This window comes from Corynebacterium jeddahense (assembly GCF_028609865.1).
Taxonomy (GTDB): Bacteria; Actinomycetota; Actinomycetes; order Mycobacteriales; family Mycobacteriaceae; genus Corynebacterium; species Corynebacterium jeddahense.
Genome location: NZ_CP063194.1, coordinates 2338472 through 2353405 on the forward strand (window position 1 = coordinate 2338472; position 14934 = coordinate 2353405).

The window sequence follows — 14934 nt, forward strand, 5'->3', positions numbered from 1 at the left end:
TATGTAAACGAATTCGCCTACATACTCTCTACCACACCGCGCACCCAATGTACCGTCCATTCCGACGCCGTCGTTCCCGGAATCACGCCCGGGTTCGTCGCGTACAGGGAGTGGTTGCCGTTCGCGGCGATGAGCGCCCGCGCCCGCTCCACCGCGTTTCCCACGTTGAGCGGGGCGTCGCAGACCGTGTCGTCGGGCGCGCAGATCTCGTAGGCGCGGTCCGCCACCACCCCGAACCCGCCGGGGCGCGGGCCCGTGAGCGTCGCGCCCGGGGTGACGGTGTCCGCCACCCGCTGCAGCGGCTGCAGCGCGATCTCCGCACCGGTACCCTTCACGTCCACGCCGGGGTTGACGCCCACGCCGTTCTCGCGCCGGCCGTCCGCGATCATCACCGCGCCGAGCAGCCGCTCCGGCGCGATCGGCCCGGCACTGTTGCCGATCTGGGAGGTCACGTCGCCCGCGATCACCGCCCCCTGCGAGAACCCGGCGATGATGAATTTCGTCGTCGGGCACGTCTGGGCCACGAACCGCAGCTCCCCGGACAGCTTCGCGGTGCCCTCCGCGCGCGAGTCGTCGTACGTCATCTCCGCGCGGCCACGCTCCGTCTGGATGTTGCGGAACTGCGCCGTGTACGGGACGGTGAACACGCGCACGCGACCGATGTCGTAGGCCTCCTGCAGCGGCTTCGTAATAGTGAGCATGTAGCTCGCCGGGTTCGCCTGCGGGTTGAACGGGTCGTCGTCGGCGGAGGACTCCCACGTGCCCGGCACGGAGACCACCTCCACGGCGGGGCACCACTCGGGCTCGGCGGGCGTCGTCGTGGTCGCCGCCGTCTCCGGGGCCGGGCTACTCGACGTGCCCAGTGGCCCGCCCGCGTTCGGCAGCTCCCCCTCGGACCCCGTCCGCCACTGGTAGATGCCCAGCCCGATGAGGGCGAGCACCACGAGCACCGCAGCGACGACGAATACGTTGCGCGATCTGCGCATACCTTGAGGCTCCTTTCTGCTAGGAGCAGAGGTTGGCGCGCGCGGTGTCGCTCAGCAGGGCGGCCACGGCGGACGCGTCCATGTCGGTGCGGCGCTGCTCCACGAGCTGCCCGGCGACCGCGTCGCGGGTAATCGGATCGTTCGCGCACACGGTAGCGCCGGTGGCTGTGAGCTGATCCTCAATACCGTCGACGTTGACTCCACTTTCCTTGAGATGGTCCAGGTACGCCTGCTCCTGCGGCGAGTAGGTGGGCACCATCGTCGCCGGCGCGTCCACCTCGCGCGCCGGCTGGTCCTCGTAGGAGCCCTCGCGTATCGACGTGCTCCGCTCCGTCACCGTCGCCGTCGAGGCCGACGTGGTTGCGGTCGCGGTTGCGTCGGTCGCGCCCGTGGACGCCGCCGCGGTGGTGCTCGTCGCCCCGGACTCCGTCACGTCGTCCGAGTCCACGGTCGCGCCGCCGCACGCGGCGAGCGTTGCGGCGCTGGCGAACGTCGCCAAGCAAAATGCGAACTTGCGCACTACTTCTTCCTTACGTTGACCTGGCCGTTGACCTGCTCGATCGTGCCGCGCTGGAAGTCGATGGTCAGGCCGCCGGCGGGGATCTTCGCCATGTCCTTAACCGGCCAGCCCAGCTCGCCCTGCTCGTAGCCGCGCTTACCCCACTCGTCGAAGATGTCGCCGGTGAGGACTGTGTGCGCGCCTGTCGCCGCGGACCAGTAGATGTTGCCGTGCTCGAAGGCCTGGAAGAAGCCGCCCTTGACCGCGACCTCGTTCGCCGTCGGGTAGCCCAGCTCGGAGGTGGCGGTGCCGATCTCGCCGTACTTCTCCCCGATCGCGCCGTGGACAATGAAGTGGCTGCCGTCCGGGTTGCGGGTGAGGTAGCCGCCCTGGAACTTCTGCACGTAACCCTTGCCCACCTGGTTAGCCTCGGCCACCGGGTACTTCAGGTCGCCCGTTTCATAGCCGTTCTTGCCCCAGGCCTCGAACATGTCGCCCGGGATAGCGTAGGCGCCGGTCTCCGCGGTCCAGTAGACGGAGCCGTTCTGGAAGTGGACGAAGCGCCCCTTGCCATCCGGCGTCTGCGTCTCGCCCGTGACCGGGAAGCCGAGCCAGCCGGACGCGCCGCCGAGCGCGTTGTACTTGGCCAGGATCGCGCCGTAGAGGGCGTGCGCGCCGGTCCCGGGCGACCAGAACGCGGTGCCGCCGCGGAAGTCCTGCGCCTTGCCCTTCGTGTCCTTGCCGGTGTCGTACTCGTCGTTGACGCAGGTGCCGATGACGCCGGAGGTGGTCTCTTCCGCGATCGCGCCGACCGGGGTGCACTTCGAGCCACGGTCCGCCTCGGCGACGTTGAGCGCGTTGGCGATGAACGGCCACGCCTGCGCCATCTCGAACTGCCAGTACTCCCAGGAGTGGACGCCGGACGGGCGGAAGCGCACGATCGGCTTCACGCTCGTGCGGCTGGCGTAGTCCACAAACGTCTGGGTGGACAGGCGCGAGAGCACCTCGAGGCCGACGCCGGCCGGGTTGGCCTGGCCCTTAGCCACGGACTCGGCGGCGCCGAAGTCGTCGCGACCGGAACCCGCGGAGACGTAGACCGTCATGTCCTTGAGGTTCTCGATGCCCAGCTTCGGGTCGTGGTCGATCCAGTCCTGCGAGCCGAGCGGGCCCCACATTGCCTCGGCGTTGTAGCCACCGGCGTCGAGCTGCGCCGCCTTGATCGCGGTGGGCATGCCGGTGGTCGTCGTATCCAGGTAGCCCGAGAACGAGCCGACGAAGTTGAACAGCTGCGGGTTGCGCTCGGCGAGGTTGACCGCCGCGGTGCCGCCCATGGACAGGCCGGTCACCGCGCGGTGGCCGTTCGAGCGGAACTCGTTGTTGAGCACCGGGATGAGCTCCTTGGTCAGGAACGTCTCCCACATGTAGTGCTTGCCGTTGTTCTCGCGCTGCCAGTCCGAGTAGAAGGAGGACTCGCCGCCCACCGGGAGGATGACGTTGACGTTCTTATCGGCGTAGAACTGCTCGATGTTCGTCTCGATGGTCCAGCCGTTCTCGTCGTCGCGGGCGCGCAGGCCGTCGAGCGCCCAGACCTCGGGGAACTTCGCGGTCGGGTTGGAGTGCCAGTCGCGCGCGAGCAGGATCTGCACCTGGATCGGGTGCTCCGGCATGGCGGCCGACTTGATAAAGACGGCGACGCGGCGGTTCGTGATCCACTCGATGCGGTCCACCGACACGCCCGCGGGCAGGCCCGGCACCACGGGGTTCTGCTCCACCTCGATCGGGGTGCGCTTCGGCGGGTCCGAGGGGCGCAGGCCGTCGGACAGCCCGCGGTTCGAGGAGAGGGCGGTCAGGTCGGAGGAGGACGACTGCGCCTGGGCGTTCGTGCCTACCGACGTCGCCAGCGCCGGAGCCAGCGTCAGCGCAAGGGCCGCTGGCAGCGCGAGGGCGGCCGGCAATTTCGCGGCCGACAGCCTGGTTGGGGTGGTCCGGTTGTCTCGCATGAGTCTCCTACCTCGTCGGGCTACTAGTGTCACAACAGTATCGCTTAAAGCTTAAGTTTCACTTGAAGCTTTAGTCGTAAGCGACACGCGTTGCGTTACGTGCGGTGCGCGAGGTGTTGGTCCGTGCGGGGGCGTTCTGTGGCGCGGTCCCAGCCCCCAGAATCGCCCGCCGCCCGCCCCCCAGCCCCCCAGAATCGCCAAATCCAGCTACTAAGACCCAGCTAATCGGTCCCAAATGGCGATTAGCTGGGTCTTGGTAGCTGGAAACAGCCAAAAAGGGGCGGGCGGGGCGGGCGGGTCGGGGCGGGCGGGCGGGGCGGGCGGGACCGAACAGCCCCGGCCGAACAGCCCCGGCCGAACAGCGCCGACGCGCGAGCCCGCCCTACCAGGCGTTCATCACGTTGAGGATGCGCGGCTTCGTCGCCTCGAGCTGCGAGCCGAACTGGTCCCAGTTGTGCAGGCCCGTCGGCGTGTACACGGCGGTGTGCTTCACGCCGATGGCGGTCGCCTTCGCGTCCCACGCGTGGGTGGTCGCGTTCGCGATGGACTCCAGGGCGATGCCCGCGGCGCGGTGCTGGGGCAGGTACTTCTCGTCGGCCGGGCCTGGGATCGCGGAGCCGGCGGAGACGTACACGTCGGTGTTGCGCAGGTTGCCCATGTTGAGGAACGGGTCGTTCTCGAAGCGGCGCGGGTTGAGGGAGGAGCCCCACATGGCGTTGACGTTGAACCGGCCGGCGTCGAGAAGAGCGGCGCGCACGGCGGTCTGGGCACCCGGGATGGTGGTGGTGAGGTACCCGGAGTACGACAGCGTCTGGCGGAACTGGTTCGTGTGCAGCGCGGCGAGATTGATCGCGGCCGTGCCGCCCATGGACAGGCCGAGGATGGAGTTGTTCGTCGGGGAGACGCCGAAGTTGCGCTGCAGGTACGGCGGCAGCTCCTTGGTCAGGAACGTATCCCACTTGTAGGTGACGGGGTTGTTGAAGTCGTACGTCGCCGGGGCGTTCCAGTCGGTGTAGAACGAGGACTCGCCGCCCACCGGCATCACGAGGGTGATGTTGTTGTCCTTGAACGTGCGCGCGGCGTTGACGTCGTTAACCCAAGCATTCGTGATCTCGGTCGCGCGCAGGCCGTCGAGCATGTACAGGCCCGCGTTGCCGCCGCGCTGGGCCGGCTGGATCTGCACGGTGATGTGACGGTTCATCGCCGGGGACCACACGGTGCAGCGCTGCACCCAAAAGCCGACGCGGTCCCACTCGCACATGCCGGTGGAATCGGGGCGCAGCCAGTCGCGGTTCGCGGCGGACGCCTGCGGCGCGCCGACTACGACGGCGGCGGCGCTGGCGACGGTCGCCAGCACTGCGGTGAGCTTTCGGCGCACGGAAGATCGGGCGTTCATAGTCTCCCTCGCATCATTTTTCAGGTGATAGACACGATCAAGTTACCAAAATGCAACACTGGTCGCTATTCGCTGGGGTCGTTTGCGGTCTTCACCGTCACGGGCCACGCGATCTGCGTGCCGCTCTCGCCCGGGTCCTCGCCTCGCCGGATCGCCTTGCGGGTGGCTGGGTCGAGGTAGGCCCCCGGGTCGTCGTGAAGCGTGAGCGTTCGGCCCTTGCCCACGGAGTACCGCACGTTCGCCCAGAACCGCTGCCAACTCATCGGCTCGCGCGAGGTGGCCAGCAACTCGGCGATCTCGGGGGTGCGCAGCGCCGCGCGGGCCTGCTTCGCGCGCAGGGGGTTGATGAACGCGGGCAGCCTGTCCAGGTCGGTGCCGGAATCGGCGGCCTGCCACGCCGGGTCGAGCTGCTTGTCGTGGCCGATGCGCCCGCCGGGGATGCGCGGCATGCGCGCCGCGATCGGGGTGGCCAGGCCGACGGTGTCCAGCACGCGCACGTCGAGCGGCGCGTTCATGCTGGTCATGCCCAGGTTGATGAGGTAGGCGGTGAGGCCCAGGTTGTTCAGGTCGGTCTCCGCGTCGACGCGGTCGCGGTAGAACCACTTGTAGATCTCCGGATCCGCGCTCACGTAGGCCAGGTTGAGCTGCGCGGCCTCCGCATCGATGCCGTCTTGCAGCGCGTCCTCCCAGTTCTGCATGAGTTTCGAGCCGAGGAAGTCCTCCGCGTGGCGCGGGGGATCGCCGAGCTCGCGGCCGAGGGCGAGGGTCCAGAACTCGCGCTCGTCGACGATGCCGAGCTCCTTCTCCCCCGTCTGGTACGCCTCCCAGTCGATGGGGTGCGCGCGCACGATGGTCACCCCGCCCCACACGGCGACGGCCGCGGTGAGCGCGACGCTCGCGCGGCTCACCGGCACCGCCATGACGGGCAGCAGCAGCGCGAACAGCGGCAGCAGCCACATGCGCCCGTGCATGAAGTCGCCGCCCACGCGCAGGACGTAGACGATGTGCGCGAGCGCGCACCCCACCACTACAAGGGCGATTGCTAATCGACGCCCACGGGTCCCCACGAGCAACCACCAGCCGAGCGCCACCGCGCCGAGGAGCGGCAGCCACAGCCAGTAGTAGCCGGCGAAATCCCAGAGGTACTCGAACCCGCTGCCCCACTCCGCGCCGGAGGCCGACTTCGCCACCGCCGTGTGCGGGGTGAGCAGGCCGTAGTAGCCCATGCGGAACAGCTCGTACGCCGCCGGCACCGGCAGCGCCGCGGCGAGGATGCCGCCAGTCTTGCGCGGGGCGTACGCGATGAGCATGATCCCGGTGACGCCGCCGTAAAGCGCCAGCTCCGGGCGCACGAGCCAGGACAACCCGCACCAGAACGCGAGGAGGTAGCCCACCGGCGGCATGCCGTGGCGGGTCGGCCGGTCGGGCGCCGCCCACGCGACGAGCAGGGCCCACCACACCGCGATCCAGAGCAGGGACAAACCCCACTCGAGCCCGGAGGTGGCGAAGTCGCGGGCGGGCGGGAGCGCGAGGTAGATGAGGATGCCGAACGGGACGACGTAGTGCGCGCCGCCCTTGGTGAACCAGTAGCGGCCGGAGGCAAACGTCGATACGCATGCTGCCGCGACGGTGCACACGAGCGCGAGCCACATGGCGACGTCCTCGAGGCGCGCGCCGGTGAGCCACGCGCACGCGGCGATGAGGTACTGCCACAGCGTCGAGGTGTTGGCCTCGACGCGCTCGCCGGCGTTGAACACGGGGCCGTTGCCGGCGAGGATGTTGCGCACGGTGCGCAGGACGATAAGGCCGTCGTCCGACATCCAGCGCCGGGTCCACCCGCCCCAGAACGCAGCGACGCCCGCCATTGCGGCCGCGAGCAGCGCGGAGAGGCGGGCGTTGTTGGTCATTGGTGAGATGTTAGCGGCTCCGGTCCTACCACCCGAAGTGCGGCACGACGTAGACCGCCATGACGATGCAGAAGATCCAGGCGAGCGCCAGCGTCTGCAGCACTCGGTCCTCGAGCGCGATCTCGTCCGGCGCGCCGCCCTGGCCGCCGTCGACGACGGAGGCGTAGCGCAGGATCGCGATGACGAACGGCACCATGGACACCTGGTACCAGATTGCCGCGGTGCCCCCGACCTCGTTGGAGAGCTGGAAACCCCACAGGGCGTAGGACATCACCACGGCGGTGGCGGACAGCGTCCACACGAAGCGCAGGTACGTCTCGGTGTAGCCCTGCAGCGAGCGACGGATCTTCGCGCCCGTCTCCTTCACCAGCAGCAGCTCGGCGTAGCGCTTACCCGAGGCCATAAACAGGGAGCCGAACGCGGCGACGAGGAGGAACCACTGCGACAGGGCGATGCCGGCCGCGACGCCGCCGGCCATCGTGCGCAGCATGAAGCCGGAGGACACGAGCGCGATGTCGATCACGGGGATGTGCTTCCAGCCGAAGCAGTAGCCGAGCTGAAGCGCGATGTAGATGCCGATGACCCAGGCGAGCGCGCCGCCGTCCGTGGCCAGGAACGACAGGCCGAGCGCGGCGGCGATGAGCACCGCCGCCATACCGTAGGCCAGGTTGATCGGCAGCATGCCCGAGGCGATCGGGCGGAAGCGCTTCGTCGGGTGCTCGCGGTCGGACTCGACGTCGCGCGCGTCGTTGATGAGGTAGATCGAGGACGCGCCGCAGCAGAACACCACGAACGCGAGGAGGATGTCCACCGCCGTACGCGAGTTGAACGAGTCCGCACCCGCGGCCAGCGGCGCGGCGAGCACGAGGACGTTTTTCACCCACTGCTTCGGGCGCAGGCCCTTGACCATGGCGTCCGCGAGATTCTTCGGGGGCGTCTTCTTCATCACCTGGTCGACACCGGAGGTGTGCGGCTCCGACTTGATCAGGGGCTCGTCGACGGGTTCCTGGGTGTATTCCACTAGATCCTCTTCTCCGCCTCGATGGCCACCTTCGCCGCGCCCACGCCGAGCGCGGCGCCCGCGAGGGTGTCAGTTGGGTAATGGACGCCGAGCACGTTACGCGAGAGCATCATCACCGGCACGAGCAGCCACGGCGTCTTCCTGCCCGTGATGTCCGCGAGGTGCGCCGCCGCCGCGGCCGTGTTCGCCGCGTGCGAGGAGGGAAACGACAGCTGGGACGGCGTTTTCACCCCCACCTTCACGCGCTCGTCGCTCGGCCGCGGGCGCCGCACAATGCGCTTGAGCACCACGGTCGCCGCGTGCGCCGCGAAGGTTCCCGCCCCGAGGGCGAGCCACTTCGAGCGCCGTTGCTTATCGACGATTGCACCTCCGGCCGCGAGCGCCAACCACCCGAGGTCGTGCTCGCCGAAGTGGCTCAACGCCCGCGCCGCCTTCACGGTCGCTTGGCTGTAGGCCAGGTCCTGGATCGCGACCAGGAGCTTCGTTTCTTTACTGGGCATCGAACACCTTCCCCCAGTTCTCGCGGTTGGATAGCTCCGGGCGCGCCTCACGGTAGGTGCGCTTGAGTTCGGGCCAGCGTTGCTGGATCTGTTCGCGGAGCTGTTTCTGTTCGTTGGCCAGGTCGTCGGCAAGCTGCTTGTTCCTCTTGCGGAAGGCCACGCCCGTGCCGCCGGCTGTAGACACCGTCGCCGAGTCGAGGCGGGCGAGTGTGAACCAGCGCGCCTCCTCCGCGGTGAGGTTGAGTTGCGGGGCGTCCCAGTGGCCTTTGTCCTCAGGCTTGGTCAGGTGCAGCAGCGCCTTGGCCGCCCACGGCAGCTTCTTCACCTTGGCCAAGCGCCCGCCGATCTTCTTCGTGGGCACGCCCGGCGCGCCCGTGGCCGCGGGCAGGTCGGCGGCCGAGGGCACGATCTGCGCGTCCGAGTAGTTGGAGCGGATGCCCTGGATTCGCGGCAGCGAGGATTCGAGGATGTCGAAAAGCTGGTCGGGGCCGGCGAGGAAGTCGCGCATCGCCTCGTTTTGAATCGCGATTGTGGAGTACTCCATGCACATGTAGTGCTTGTGCGTGGACTTTCGCATGTTCTTCAGCATCGCCTCCGGGTTCTCGGGCCCATAGATCGCCGCGACGATCAGACGGTTGCGCATGTGGTAGTAGGCCTGCCAATCGATCGCGTCGTCCTTGTCCGCCCATGCCATGTGCCAAATGGCCACGCCGGGCCAGGTGACCGTCGGGAAGCCTGCTTCCTCTGCGCGGAAGGCGTACTCGTTGTCGTCCCACTTGATAAACAGGGGCAGCGGCAACCCGATCCGCTCCGCCACCACGCGCGGGATGAGGTCCATCCACCATCCGTTGTAATTCACGTCGATGCGGCGGTGCAGCGGGCGCGAGGTGGTCTTCCTCGGGTCCAGGTCCTCCTCGTCCGTGCCCACGTAGCCGAGCGGGTACTTGGCAAAATCGTGATCGTACACCGCGTGCTCGGCGGCGCGGAACATGAAGATGTCCTTGTCCACCGTCTCACCCGTCGTCCGCAGCTGCGAGCGATCCTGCAGGTTGAGCATCTGCCCGCCGACCAGGAAAGGCGACTTCGCGTACCGGGCCACCTGCACCGCACTGGCGATGGAGTCCGGCTCGATGGCGATGTCGTCGTCCATGTACAAGATGAACGGCGCGTCGGTGCTGCTGAGGGCCTCGTACATAATGCGTGCGTACCCACCCGAGCCGCCCAGGTTGCCCTGCGGGAAGATGGTCAGCTTGCCGCCCAAGTTCTTCTCGGCCTCGGCGAAATCGGGCTCATCCGCCGGGTGCTGGTTGCCCTGGTCCGGCATGAGCACATCCGTGATGCACTCGGCCACGAACGGGTCCTCCGCCAGCGCGTGCAGCGCGTTGACGGCGTCGCGCGGCCGGTTGAACGTCGGAATGCCGACGGCGACGTGTTTGGGCTGCGGGGGGACGACGGAGCCGTCGGCAAGCAATTGCTTCTTGGGCGCGTGCGGGGCGACCCACGCGGCCTGCGAGACGGTGGTGTCCTCGTCCGCGGTGAGGTCGAACCAGAGCCAGCCGCCGTCCTCGAAGTTCGCGAGCTTCAGCGGGATTTCCGTGTACCCGCTGGCGTCGACGTTGGTCACGCTGATGCGGGTGCCGTCGTACTTCGAGCGGTACACGGACACGGTGGCGCGGCCGGTGACGTCGAGCGCGAGGATGACCTCGTCGAGCTGCGACCAGCGGCGCCAGTAGCTCGCCGGGAACGCGTTGAAGTATGTTTCGAAACTCACCTCTTGGCCCGCCGGGACCGTGAACTGCGTGCGGGTGTCCCAGCCCAGGCGCTGCGTGTTCTGCTCCGGCTCGATGAGGTAGAGCATGCGCACATCGCGCGGCTCGCCCTTCTTCGGCATGAGGATGCGGGCAAGGACGCGGTCGGCGTCTTGGTTTGCGTGCTGATCCACGGCTCTCACTTTCGTGCTGGGTAGCTTGAGTGGGCAGTTGGGTTTCAAGCGTAACGGTTGCACGCCCGAATTCGGGCTGTGGCTCGCGGTTGACGGGTTGCCCACGCGCCGGGATACTCGTGCGCATGGGTTCTGCGGGCAGGGATTACGCGTTCGGCGGCTTCCTCATGGTCTTGGCGACGCTCGCGATGGTGTTCCTGGACGGCTCCCTCGCCGTCTTCGTCGCCATCGCCGCCGCGGTGTCCGGCATGGTGCTATTCGTGCGCGGGTCGCAGATCGAGCACTTCGCTGAGGACCCTTTGGCTGTCGAGGAGTACGGCATCCCCGGCCCCCGCGGCGAGGGGTTCAACACGGGTCTCGATTCGGGCTTCGACTGGGATGCGCATTACCGACGCGAATTCGGCGAGGGGTCTGGCGGCGCGGGTGGTGCAGGCGGCAGCACGAGGCTGTAGCTGCCCCACGGCGGGGTTACATCACTCGCCAAGTGTTTGCTACAGGCAAACCTGAATTCGCAAGCAGTGTCGGGGGAAACCATCGCAACGCGACCTGCGCCTTTAGGGACGCAAGATGCCGGTGGGCCCCCTTGAATTCAGGTTTCGCCCAAGCAAGCTATGGGAGACAGTGTGTGCGGAAAACGCACCCCTAGTGAGCAGCGCGTTTGCTACCTTTAAGTCAATTCCCGTCGCGTTGCAGAGCGGCGGCAGCAGCAGCGCCACGCCGACCGATATGCGCTCATTTGCCTTGACAGCTGGGGCCGGGACGATCACAGCATCGACTCGGGTTCGAGCGTGCGCGCCTATCGTGGCGGGCTGCCAGCGCAAGGCAAACGTCGCTAGCACCGATTTGGTTCGCTGCGTCGGTTGGAGCTCGCTACCTACGGTCCCAGTGCCCCGATCGGGATCACTGCGACACCGTCGTTCCGTCGAATGGCAGGGCCACCAGAAGTGATGACTACCAACGCCGGATCGTCCTCGAGGTGGCCAGCGAACCGTTTGAGAGTGTCGGCGGCGTGATCGATTACCTCGGGACTGTAGCCGAGCTTCACCTCGACGAGCACGTCCCGTCCGCCGACGTTCGCGACCGCGTCTACCTCTAATTTCGTGTTCAAACGGGCGTGGTAGACCGTTCTGCCCGTGAGCGCGCGCAGTTCGTGCACCACGAGAGACTCGAAGAGTTGGCCGAAGTAGGCAGGATCCCGGAGCAGGTGCTCCGGCCCACGATCGAGTGCAGCCATGGCGAAGGAGGGGTCTGCGAGGTGGCGCTTCGGAGCCTTCCGCAACGTCGCCTTGGAACGGAGGTGCGTGAACCACGCGGGCTGATCCACGGAGACGAAGATGCTCGCCAGCGCATCGAGATAGTCCCGTGTGGTCACTCGCGACGAATCGGAATCGGTCGCAATGGTTTGCAGCTCCAGCTCGGTTCCGACGCCCCGAGCAAGCGAGCGGATCATCCGCCTCACGCGCTCAGAGTCACGATTCACCCCGCCAGGAGTGTGGATGTCCACGTCCGCGACAGTCTGTACGTAGTCCCGGACGTTTTCCAGAGCGTCTTCGAGCGGTAGACCAACGTTGTAGGGTAAGCCGCCTCGGCAAACCCGTTCTGCCAACTCGGGCAGGGTCAATGATGGAGCGGCGAACGGCAACGGGTCACCAGCAACCACCGCTGAAAGCGAAACGGACCCATCAGATTCACCGGTTTCAAAAAGCGTCATCGTCGACATGGTCAAACGGGCAAACCGGCCCGCGCCCGAGTGGCTCGTCGCATCCGCCCCGGGTGCTGTGGAACCGGTGAAAATGAACTGCCCTGTCGTCCGACGCTCATCAATCGAGTGCCGCGCGAAATCCCAGAGACGCGGTTGTAACTGCCATTCATCGATCAGACGCGGCGTCGCACCCTCCAACAACAGCCGCGGGTCCGTATCCATGGCAAGTGAGACGCCGGGATCAGTCTCCACGTTGAGGAAACTCGCAGCTTGCCGCTTCGCCGTCTCTGTCTTGCCGCAACCTTTCGGCCCCTGAATCAGCACCCCGCCCTGTCGACGGAGCGCCTTCTCCAATTCGTCATCCGCGAGACGCGGTAGATACACGCGAGCCATGGATCCATATCGTAGCAGCTAGAAAGCTCAGGTTTATATTTTGAAAGCGTGTTGATTTACATATTGAAAATGAGTTGGTTTTCATATCGAAAGCCGTTTGGTTGTCATTTTGAAAACGGAGGTTGTTGGCGATAGCGCATGACAGGCCCAAAAAGCGGGCAGTCTTCTGCCTAAATCAGCGCGTTGAGCTCTATCGCTGTATGGTCTCGGGTGATCTGCGGGCCGAAGGGGCGTCGATAAGCGAAAGGCCCCTACCGCAACCGCCGGGGAGGCGCGAGGGCGTCGCGCTCGGCGGCGAAGACCATGCTGTCGAGCTCCGCGAGCACCGCGTCCACGTCCGCGGGGTTGTAGCCGCGCTCGGTGCGGGCGTTCTCCAGCTCGGCGGTGGCGGCGGCCAGGGCCATGTTCTGCACCTCGATGGCGGCGGCGCAGGCCTGCTCAAACGCCTCGCGGCGCTCCCGGGAACTCTCCTTCCCTACGTGGCGGCGTTCGGCCAGCGCGTCCTGCCACTCCTGGACCATGGAGTACGACTCCGGGGCGAGCTTCGGCCCGTGTTCCTGGACGGTGTGGCGCGCGGCCTCGTACGCGCGCTCGTTGAGCTCGGTAGCCACGCCGCCGCCGCGGGCGTCCGGCCCACGAAAACTGTCACCGGCACGGTGTAGAAGTAGTTACTCTTCCGGCTCCCACTTCACCATGGTGCTGGGTGTGGCAAGCGCGCTGCGGTCGCGGGCGAGAATCAGCTTGTCCAGGTCTGCCAGCACCGCGTCGACGTCGGCGGGATTGTACTGGCGTTCGCGGCGGGCCTGCTGCAGCTCCCGGCTCGCGGCCCGCAGCGCGACTTCCTGCATCTGCAACGCCCCGGTGCGTGCACGCTTGAAGGCCTCCTTGCGCTCCTCGGACCCTTCGGGATCCTGCAGGCGCTTCTCCGCGATGGAATCCAACCACTCCTGCACCATCGCGTACGCCTCCGGCGCGTACTCCTCGCCGTGCTGCTTCACCGCCTTGCGCGCGGCGGCGTACGCGCGCTGGTTCAGCTCCTCAATGGCCTTGTCCCCGCCCGGCCCATTTTGCAGGTCAAGCTTATCGACGAGCCAAGGTAACAACAGCCCCGGCACCACCATCGTGCAGGTGAGGACGGTGAGCGCGATGACTGAGAGCTCGTAGTGGTAACTCGTCGCCGACGCCGGGATGGACAAAACGAGCGCAAGCGTGACCAGGCCGCGCATGCCGGACCACGCCATCAGCAGCACCTCCTGCAGCCGCAGCGGGGAGACGTTCGTGCGGCCGCGCTTCGTGTTCATCTTGTACAGCACCCACATCCAGCCGAAGCGCACGGCGAACGCCACGAGGGACAGCACCACGCCCACCTGCACCGCCTGCCAGATGTGCGTGCCGGCGGTGTCGATGGCGTCGCGCACGCTCATGCCGATCAGGCCGAACGCCACACCGGTGAACAGCAGCTCCACCGTTTCCCAGAAAGAGTGGCCGGTGAGGCGGTCTTCGGCCGTCATGGCGGAGCGGGACGACATCTCTACCGCCGCGATGACGATGGCAATCACGCCCGAGGCCTCGATCGCCTCAGCACCGGCATAGATGGCAAACGGGAGCACCCACGTGAATGCGGTGCGGATAACGGAGTCCGGCACAGAGTTGGCGAACATGGCGGCGAGCCTGCCCACCACCAGGCCGATGACCACAGCGGCGATCGCCGCGTAGAGGAATTGGAAGAACCCTTTACTGAAGTCCACTTCACCATGCGCCACCGCCGCAGACATGGCCACGTTGAAGGTGACGATGGAGGCGGCGTCGTTGAACAGGCCCTCCGTCTGCAAGGTGCCGGTGATGCGTTTCGGGATGCCGGCCGGGCCTGCCACCGCGTCCACAGCCACCGGGTCCGGCGGGGCAATCGCGGCGGCGAGCACCATCGCAGTGGCCAGGCTCAGCCCCGGCAGCATCCACATTGCCGTGGCCGTCAGCGCCGCGATGGTGAGAAACACCAGGATCACCGACATGGTCAGCACCACGTTGAGTTGCGAGCCAATCTGCCCCCAGCTCGTGCGCCTCGCCAACGACCACAACAGCGGCGGCAGGAAGATGGGCAGGATCAGGTGCGGCGGTATGGACACCGTCTCGATCCCCGGTATGAACAGCACCGGAGCAACAACGACGGTGAGCAGCGCCGGCCACGGCAACCCGGTGCGCTCGCCAATCGCGGCGACAAAGACGGTGGCGAGCAGCAGCCCGATAAGTGCAATGAAAGTTCCCACGCTGACCCAGCTTACGACACGGCTCTCTCTCGCCCATCAGCCCAATTCACAGAAATCAGCTATCGTCTTCCGCCGGCAACGTGTTGGACGTCCTCGGCAACTCCGTCCCAGCCTTCACCGTCCCATACGCACTGCTTGCCCAAAACGACTCGGCCGAGGTCGGCACCGATTACGACACGGTGGTTGGCATCATCAACCGCTCCGACATCAACCGGTACCTCGTCTCGACGTTCATCGACCCGGTCCCGAGCACCTAGACAAGGATTGCCACTTAGGCAAGGCATACCTTAGAGTGGTCGCGTTAGGTTAGGGAGACCTAAC

13 protein-coding genes are annotated in these 14934 nt (G+C 66.8%); 2 read left to right on the forward strand and 11 right to left on the reverse strand.

Features of this window, described 5'->3' with window-relative positions:
- Window positions 1-17 precede the first annotated feature (17 nt).
- From CJEDD_RS11240 to CJEDD_RS11275, 8 genes are all read right to left on the reverse strand, one after another.
- Window positions 18-986, reverse strand: coding sequence for a cutinase family protein (locus CJEDD_RS11240; RefSeq protein WP_042407958.1), 969 nt, complete (start codon window positions 984-986; stop codon window positions 18-20).
- A gap of 19 nt (window positions 987-1005) precedes the next feature.
- The gene (locus tag CJEDD_RS11245) at window positions 1006-1506 is read right to left on the reverse strand and encodes a hypothetical protein (RefSeq protein WP_042407961.1); all 501 of its coding nucleotides are present in this window, start codon (window positions 1504-1506) and stop codon (window positions 1006-1008) included.
- Window positions 1506-3485 carry an alpha/beta hydrolase-fold protein gene (locus CJEDD_RS11250; protein ID WP_052333824.1) on the reverse strand — a complete coding sequence of 660 codons (1980 nt, stop codon included), beginning with the start codon at window positions 3483-3485 and terminating at the stop codon, window positions 1506-1508. The genes CJEDD_RS11245 and CJEDD_RS11250 overlap by 1 nt, the downstream gene beginning before the upstream one ends.
- A 382-nt stretch (window positions 3486-3867) precedes the next feature.
- The gene (locus CJEDD_RS11255) at window positions 3868-4881 is read right to left on the reverse strand and encodes an alpha/beta hydrolase (protein ID WP_042405905.1); all 1014 of its coding nucleotides are present in this window, start codon (window positions 4879-4881) and stop codon (window positions 3868-3870) included.
- A 65-nt stretch (window positions 4882-4946) separates the two neighbouring features.
- Window positions 4947-6788, reverse strand: a complete 1842-nt coding sequence (locus CJEDD_RS11260; protein WP_042405902.1) for an arabinofuranosyltransferase AftB family protein — start codon at window positions 6786-6788, stop codon at window positions 4947-4949.
- Window positions 6789-6813: 25 nt separating this feature from the next.
- Entirely contained in the window at window positions 6814-7809 is a 996-nt protein-coding gene (locus tag CJEDD_RS11265) for a decaprenyl-phosphate phosphoribosyltransferase (RefSeq protein WP_042405900.1), read from the reverse strand.
- The gene (locus tag CJEDD_RS11270; RefSeq protein ID WP_042405899.1) at window positions 7809-8309 is read right to left on the reverse strand and encodes a phosphatase PAP2 family protein; all 501 of its coding nucleotides are present in this window, start codon (window positions 8307-8309) and stop codon (window positions 7809-7811) included. The genes CJEDD_RS11265 and CJEDD_RS11270 overlap by 1 nt, the downstream gene beginning before the upstream one ends.
- A complete protein-coding gene (locus CJEDD_RS11275; protein ID WP_042405911.1) occupies window positions 8299-10200 on the reverse strand; it encodes a glycosyltransferase in 1902 nt (633 codons plus the stop codon). The genes CJEDD_RS11270 and CJEDD_RS11275 overlap by 11 nt, the downstream gene beginning before the upstream one ends.
- Window positions 10201-10376: 176 nt before the next feature.
- On the opposite strand from CJEDD_RS11275, the gene CJEDD_RS11280 reads away from it, so the two are divergent.
- On the forward strand, window positions 10377-10703 hold the full coding sequence (locus CJEDD_RS11280) for a hypothetical protein (RefSeq protein ID WP_042405897.1): 327 nt from the start codon (window positions 10377-10379) through the stop codon (window positions 10701-10703).
- Between the two features lie 422 nt (window positions 10704-11125).
- Here the strand turns inward: CJEDD_RS11280 and CJEDD_RS11285 are convergent, their stop codons facing one another.
- The 3 genes from CJEDD_RS11285 to CJEDD_RS11295 form a co-directional block, all read right to left on the reverse strand.
- Window positions 11126-12346, reverse strand: a complete 1221-nt coding sequence (locus CJEDD_RS11285; protein ID WP_042405896.1) for an ATP-binding protein — start codon at window positions 12344-12346, stop codon at window positions 11126-11128.
- A gap of 251 nt (window positions 12347-12597) precedes the next feature.
- Window positions 12598-12957 carry a hypothetical protein gene (locus tag CJEDD_RS11290; protein ID WP_052333735.1) on the reverse strand — a complete coding sequence of 120 codons (360 nt, stop codon included), beginning with the start codon at window positions 12955-12957 and terminating at the stop codon, window positions 12598-12600.
- A gap of 57 nt (window positions 12958-13014) precedes the next feature.
- Window positions 13015-14613 (reverse strand): cation:proton antiporter, encoded by a 1599-nt coding sequence (locus CJEDD_RS11295; RefSeq protein WP_042405894.1) that lies wholly within the window; start codon window positions 14611-14613, stop codon window positions 13015-13017.
- An 80-nt stretch (window positions 14614-14693) separates the two neighbouring features.
- Here CJEDD_RS11295 and CJEDD_RS11300 point away from each other — a divergent pair, with 80 nt between their 5' ends.
- The gene (locus tag CJEDD_RS11300; RefSeq protein WP_157034416.1) at window positions 14694-14870 is read left to right on the forward strand and encodes a hypothetical protein; all 177 of its coding nucleotides are present in this window, start codon (window positions 14694-14696) and stop codon (window positions 14868-14870) included.
- Window positions 14871-14934: the final 64 nt, after the last annotated feature.